The organism is Rubritalea sp. (assembly GCF_039830215.1).
Classification (GTDB): domain Bacteria; phylum Verrucomicrobiota; class Verrucomicrobiia; order Verrucomicrobiales; family Akkermansiaceae; genus Rubritalea.
In genome coordinates this window covers 1-5,827 of the sequence record NZ_JBDOPO010000045.1, presented here as the reverse complement: position 1 = coordinate 5,827, position 5,827 = coordinate 1, and the positions used below count along the sequence as shown (strand labels likewise).

The 5,827-nt window shown below is 43.0% G+C and carries 7 protein-coding genes; all 7 read right to left on the bottom strand.

Annotated elements, in window-relative coordinates; all coding sequences use genetic code 11:
• Positions 1 to 215: 215 nt before the first annotated feature.
• The gene (locus ABGY95_RS01155) at positions 216 to 605 is read right to left on the bottom strand and encodes a hypothetical protein (protein WP_347439842.1); all 390 of its coding nucleotides are present in this window, start codon (positions 603 to 605) and stop codon (positions 216 to 218) included.
• A gap of 40 nt (positions 606 to 645) precedes the next feature.
• A complete protein-coding gene (locus ABGY95_RS01150; RefSeq protein WP_347439841.1) occupies positions 646 to 1,233 on the bottom strand; it encodes a hypothetical protein in 588 nt (195 codons plus the stop codon).
• Positions 1,234 to 1,575: 342 nt separating this feature from the next.
• Positions 1,576 to 2,064, bottom strand: coding sequence for a hypothetical protein (locus ABGY95_RS01145; protein WP_347439840.1), 489 nt, complete (start codon positions 2,062 to 2,064; stop codon positions 1,576 to 1,578).
• 139 nt (positions 2,065 to 2,203) lie between these two features.
• Entirely contained in the window at positions 2,204 to 2,704 is a 501-nt protein-coding gene (locus ABGY95_RS01140) for a hypothetical protein (RefSeq protein WP_347439839.1), read from the bottom strand.
• A gap of 181 nt (positions 2,705 to 2,885) precedes the next feature.
• The gene (locus tag ABGY95_RS01135) at positions 2,886 to 3,539 is read right to left on the bottom strand and encodes a DUF4303 domain-containing protein (protein ID WP_347439838.1); all 654 of its coding nucleotides are present in this window, start codon (positions 3,537 to 3,539) and stop codon (positions 2,886 to 2,888) included.
• 117 nt (positions 3,540 to 3,656) lie between these two features.
• Positions 3,657 to 3,908, bottom strand: coding sequence for a hypothetical protein (locus ABGY95_RS01130; RefSeq protein WP_347439837.1), 252 nt, complete (start codon positions 3,906 to 3,908; stop codon positions 3,657 to 3,659).
• A 1,388-nt stretch (positions 3,909 to 5,296) separates the two neighbouring features.
• Positions 5,297 to 5,827 (bottom strand): hypothetical protein (locus ABGY95_RS01125; protein WP_347439836.1); only part of this gene is annotated, 531 nt, incomplete at its 5' end.

Sequence of the window (5,827 nt, the reverse complement as noted above, 5' to 3'; positions counted from 1 at the left end):
TAATTTTATCTATGTCTTTATAATTGTAGGCATAGAGGTAAAGAAGCCCATAGAGAAAGACTCCTATTATGAAGACAGTTGGAATTAGGAGGAACTTTTTCATTTGAGCGAACGCCCGCAACACGGGCTGACAATTGATTGTGGCTTTTGGCGTAAAATGGCGAAGCCATGCCAAAAGGCGCGAGCGGTTGGCAGTCCTGTTGTGCTTGCGCTTGTTAAGTGTGTGACGAGCATAGAGCAAATGCCTTTTTAAGTTTACGCCTAACAGATAAAGAAAATACTAGTGCTAAAGGATAACCTAATAGTCTTAGAGGGTTAAGGTAATGTTGCCAAGCAGGCTTTGAATACCAATGTTGCATGCGCTCTTTGATATATTCTTTGTTATAACCCCAGTCAGGCATAATCATCCATAGCATGCACGGAAAGATTAAAAATGTGTCTTGTGAAAATGAACCGCAAACATCTTTTGTAATAATTTGATCGATAGTTTTCCAGTCATCGCATTGGGAATAGATTTTTTTTGCATATTCTGGGTAATCAGACTTCTCTAGTCCTATTTCTGTCCATGCATAAGACATTACTTCCCAAACTAGAAATTTATCCATAATTTTCCTAATACACTTAACGTCAAAGGCCTGGCACCCGCTACTGGGAGCGCCCCTCCGATTCTGGTTTAGGTTTCTGCTTACTCTCCGCTTTCGACTCCGCGGCGGTAGCGGGTTGGTCAGCGCCGCGTTGTTCGCCTTTGTCATTCGGGAGGGAATCGATGATGCCATCCAGATCGATTGGAATAGCTCCAATGGTGGCAATCTGGGCGTCAGCGCGGATGAATCTCAACCGATCCATGTCGATCAAGAGTTCGAAAGCGTAATCGCGATCATCGGGCTCAATCCTGATGAGCATGTATGGCGGAAGCTCGGGGTCCAGCTCTGAATGATACCATGATGCGGAGAGCTTCAACTTGTAGGCATGCCCCTTAACTGGCAACGGGTCTCCAAACAATTCGTCGACTCGATCATCGATAAACAGCGCGTGTAGGATAGCGGGAAAAGCGAGCGACTTGCCTGCTATCGTCAGGATCTTCTTTTTCCGGTCGAACGATGCTGGCTGATACTTATCTGGAAGCCCGATGATTTTACCGTCTTCTAATTTCAGGGGAGTATCCTGGTGCGCGGAGAGAACTCCACTCAAAAGGCAGACGAGCAATCCGACGAGCAGGGATAGGCGTTTCATTTTTCTGAGGTGAACGTATAGGCCACCCATCCACTACCAGAGGGCGAACTTTAATTTCAGGTTTAGGTTAGTAAGTATCATAAAAATGTCAACTCAAGTCGCGGTAGCTGGTTGGTCAGCGCCGCCTTGTTATGGCTCGGTTAATTTGAACGTGTGATGCACGGGCGACGGAAATCACGCGAAAATTACGATGAAAAGAAATACATAGAGGCCCTCCAAAATGCGGGAAGCCCCCTCGCTGAGGTCATTAAAATATTAGAGAACAATACCCAAAACTTTGTGAACAAATCACCTAATTTTTACTTGCCGGTTGGCCTCAGTGGTTTGTTCGCTAGAGGCAGTTTATTGGATTGAGGATGTGACATCTTCAAACAGGGTGTTCAAACCATCTCCTGAAAGCCTAATATTCTGTGGAGTAAAGTGCTCTTCAAGTATGAGATATAAACTCTCTTCATCACGAGGTGTACCAAATGTATCCGTAGCAACACGAAGAGCGTTATCCAGAGCTTGTTTCCTTTGGGCGAGTTCTTTTGAGTTGATGCTAAAGGTTTTGTTTACTGTCTTACCTTTGTAATCAGAGGTACTGTCTTTGTTTGGAGAACCTCTGAATATTGCAGGTATGTCCGAGTACTTATTCATCAAAAGGTATAGCTCCAAGTGTGCAACTTTAGTTGAGAGTTCAGAGTCCTTTTCTGTGAGTTGGAAAAACTTACCGTTAATATTTTCTTTAAGAAGGTAAGCGCTAGTTTGAGCCCATGTAATATATGCAGTGATTCCTGATGTTAGGATAATTATTCCAATTACAGTGAATATAGATTTAGCGTTTTTCATTTAAGCGAACGTAAAGCACACCAATCGCTGACCTCAGCACGCTTTATTTTTTGGTAAGTAGTTTTATATATCGTGTTTGCTCGACTCTCCTGCGTGTCAGCGATTGGGTGCAGCGTCTTGTTCTCTCAAGTAATTTAATCTAGCTGTGAAGGTACGCCAAGGCCATGTCACGGTACTCACAGACGTCTAACTTAGATTTTATATCTTCTAGCTGGCCTAGTAAATCTGAGCCTAGCCTCTCCTCTAGAATCCTTCGCTCAGTCCTAATCCTCTCCTCAGTTCTCACTCCATCCTGCCACGGAGCTGTAAAAATAAGATGTAGCTCATCATGGTACTGTCTAGCCTTCAAGGCTTCCCATTCACCTTTATCAAACCAAACACTACCGAGTGGAGAACGATCTAAGTAAAAACTAAACCCATGACCAACTTTGTATCGTTGCATCAGTTGGCCTGATTCCGGACAAATCTTGGCATTAGCTGAGTCTACTATCTCAGGGTCTGATGTCGTCTTTGGGAGATGAGATAGTCGCTCTGGTTGTTTCGATAGCCAGCGAAAATATGATGCTACTGGTAAGAATATTCCTTCTGTCTCGGGGCACTGGAAAGCCACAAGACCATCGTCTAGTGACACTTTATTCATTCGTTGATTGTTAGATACAGGACTGCGCATAATTTTTTAAGAGAACGTCTATGGTGATGCGCCAGATATCTGACGCCTTACAGCTATGAATATCAAAGAAGTAACAACGAAACAAGAAATCTTACGCTGGCCCGAGCACGTATATCTGGTTGCTATCCACCATCTTGTTCGACCAGCGAGATTAAAAATTGAACCATGCGTCAAGACGAGGTCTAAGAACCTCACCAAGATGCTTAAGAGACCTCTCATAACCAAAATCATTATCACCAGCGTAAATTAGCTTAACGGCGACACTATTAGGTAGCCTACTTAAACATCTTTCCATCGCATCTAATACTGAGTCACGATATACATCCCACTTCTCATAATAGTCATCAGAATCATAGTCGTAAATATCTTCGTGAGCCTTTAACCACCTGTATGCAGGATCTAACCCTCCATCTTCAATCCACTCACCCCATTCATCTACAATCCAGAGTTCATCATCTTCGACAGCAGTGAAATCATCAAACTTATTAACCGCTAAACCTATGGTCATAACGCTCCCGTCGGTAATTATTGCTATAGCGTTAGAATCACCAACCTCTCGTTGACAAGCCGCATCTAACTCAGCTTCAAAAAGTCCGTAGTTGACAACTTCAGAGTCAAAATTCCATTCCCTTGCTAACTCATAACCTTCTAACTGACCCTCTAATGAATCTACCTCCTCAATTGTTCCCCCTGTAAAAACACGCCCTTTACGAATAAAAGTTTTTCCATCTTTTAGAGTGACTTCAGCGAACTGAGGCTCACTAGACGAATAGTCGTAATATAGTTTCCAGTTAGATTTACTCATTTTGTCGAACGTTCAAATACATCCACATACTACCTGATGCGGATCTCAACTTCATACTAGAGCTTTCTAACTTACTGTCAACCTCGCAAGCCGGCCGCTGGTAGTATGTTGATGATGCTATTCCTTGTTCGCAGAGGAAATTCTGGAACGTCTGATTTGCTTCAGCTCTTTGATTTCAGTCCATGGGAAATCTTCAACAGAACGCTCTTTAGCAAACCTTGGGTGAGACACCTGAGCCGCTATCTTGTCTAATTCAGCCAAGAAAATATCAACGACATAATCCTGATTCACCTCAATTGAAAGCTTCTTGTATGCTGGACTTGACTCATCAAAGTTCTCCTTATGGAAACGGATCTCCAAATCAAGCATATTCTGCCTTTCAGGTATTCGAGTGAAAGACCAAACACATTAGCCAGGTTCATCCTGTAAGCTGAACGTAGCTTGATCATGTCCTCCTATAAGTAGATGAAGGGCGTCGACGATCACTCCAAATGGAGAGTCGAAAATATGTGTGATCTGACAAGTGCTATGTTCCCCACCGATCCACCAATCAAGGTCACTCCAACCGTGTTCACCTATCCGCAAACAAATTTGTAGTGACCAAGGATGATTCATATTTTAGCGAACGTAAAGCACACCGACCGAAGACGTCGACCAGAATGCTTTGGATTTGGGTTAAAGTGTGGATTTAGTGAAAAGATTGAAACGCGCAAACGTGGTCTGAGGTTGGGTGCAGCGTCTTGTTAGGCAAGGGCAATTTAGGGCCTCACGAGTTGATTAGAGCTAAGATCATAGAAGCAATTATAGCTAGAACCCCGCAAATCACCCATAGACCAAGCCCAAATATCCAGAACGAATAAGGCGCTTGTTTTCTCATTACAGGTAATACCGCGAATATAAATGAAACAAAGAATGTAATATGGATGAAAATCTGTGGTATGTGCTGTGAGCCCAGAGCAAATAGGAATGGTAATAAGCTAAAGCCAATTAGGTTTGGCCAATATTCTTTGAGTGACTCCTTCAGTGAGAGAGTCGTGTTGTCTTTAGGGGTGCTCATATTTAGCCTAACGTAAAGCACACCAGCCGAGTACCCGACCAGAAAGCTTTGGTTTTAGTTTAGAGTTAGAATGTAGTGAAAGGGGAGCGAGACTCAACCGCGGTACGAGGTTGGGTGCAGCGTCTTGTTCTCCAAAGGCAATTCCTGCGGTCGATTTTATTAATATGCTCGCCGTGATTGTTTTTGGTTACTGTATGGTTGGTGATGGATATTTCTTGAGAGCTGTATCAATGCTGTTATTGAGGCCAACTAAAACCATATCTGAATCTAGAGACTGAATGTCAGATTCTGCAAGTGAGAGTTCAGATCTCTTGACTCTGTAGTAGGTCGAAGTCTTACAATAATGTGAGAAATAGTGATATTCTGAGTCACTTCCTCTGTACCAGAGTGTACTGATGCTGCCGCCTCCTAGTAATGGAGTTAAAGTGCTAGGTTTTACAACATATCCCTTTGGAGTTATAGAGGGAACTAAACCTGAACAGGAAGATAGTAATATTGAAATAGCAATAGGGAAACACTTCTTCATTAGGGTAATGTTTAAATGGAGTTTGAACATGTCTATCTAGGAGAACGTAAAGCACACCAGCCGAGGACGTCGACCAGTAAGCTTTGGGGTTAAGATTTAAGTTTGGATAATGTGGGAAGTTAGACTCGCGGTGAAGCTTGTCCGAGGTTGGGTGCAGCGTCTTGTTCTCCAAAGTCAATTTTGGATAGCTTTGCGTTTGTAGAACTCACGAGTGACTATCTCGTTAACTGTGATCTCCAAGTAGTATGAGTCTGGGCTCAATATTTTGATTCTTCTGATTAGCTGAGTATTTAATTTATCCGCAGGCTTTACACTCTGATAGGTAGAATCAGCGACCTTCTTCCAGTCGTACTTGAGGAGTTCAGTCCAGTCTTCGGTTATGATGACTTTGAGACCATCCGCCGACCAAACGTGAATCAGAGGATTATTGGGATGACCGAAAGCTGTCTTCAAGCGTTCTTCATCATCTTCTTCTTTGATAGCTGGGTGATTGTTATCAACCATACACTTTACGCTTCTTTCTATGTCTGACTCAAAAACACCACTGAGTGGAACTTTATCAGCAAGTACAGAGAGGGTGCTATACATGAAGAGGATAGAAACTGTGAGAATGCGTAGCATTTTTAGGAGAACGTAAAGCACACCAACCGCGGACATCAGCCAGTAAGCTTTGGGTTTAGATTTAAGTTTGGATAATGTGGAAAG

Coding starts and splice junctions, on each gene's coding strand:
- ABGY95_RS01140 (WP_347439839.1), bottom strand. CDS start 2,704: ATGAATAAAGTGTCACTAGACGATGGTCTTGTGGCTTTCCAGTGCCCC.
- ABGY95_RS01155 (WP_347439842.1), bottom strand. CDS start 605: ATGGATAAATTTCTAGTTTGGGAAGTAATGTCTTATGCATGGACAGAA.
- ABGY95_RS01150 (WP_347439841.1), bottom strand. CDS start 1,233: ATGAAACGCCTATCCCTGCTCGTCGGATTGCTCGTCTGCCTTTTGAGT.
- ABGY95_RS01145 (WP_347439840.1), bottom strand. CDS start 2,064: ATGAAAAACGCTAAATCTATATTCACTGTAATTGGAATAATTATCCTA.
- ABGY95_RS01135 (WP_347439838.1), bottom strand. CDS start 3,539: ATGAGTAAATCTAACTGGAAACTATATTACGACTATTCGTCTAGTGAG.
- ABGY95_RS01130 (WP_347439837.1), bottom strand. CDS start 3,908: ATGCTTGATTTGGAGATCCGTTTCCATAAGGAGAACTTTGATGAGTCA.